1 protein-coding gene is annotated in these 250 nt (G+C 69.2%); it reads right to left on the reverse strand.

Annotated features, from left to right (window positions below; genetic code table 11):
* A partial coding sequence (locus SB719_RS21600) for an rRNA adenine N-6-methyltransferase family protein (protein ID WP_412159951.1) occupies positions 1-230 on the reverse strand: 230 nt, incomplete at its 3' end.
* Positions 231-250: the final 20 nt, after the last annotated feature.

Below are 250 nucleotides of genomic sequence, written 5' to 3' on the forward strand. Positions count from 1 at the left end.
GCCGACGGGTCGCCGAATACGGACGACAGGGCCTGGCGAAGCGTCTTCCTGCGCTGCTGGAAGGCCGCATCGACGAGCGCGAACGTGCGCAGCCGGAGCTGTTCGTCGCCCGGCTGCTCATCGCTCCGCTCGAACCCGACCAGGACGGAGTCGACATTGGGCACCGGCCAGAAGATCTGTCTGCTCACCGTTCCGGCGGTGCGCCAGGCCCCGTACCAGGCGGCCTTCACGCTCGGGGCGCCGTAGATCT

Origin of the sequence: Pantoea sp. SIMBA_079, assembly GCF_046940275.1 — a bacterium.
GTDB classification, from domain to species: Bacteria; Pseudomonadota; Gammaproteobacteria; order Enterobacterales; family Enterobacteriaceae; genus Pantoea; species Pantoea borealis.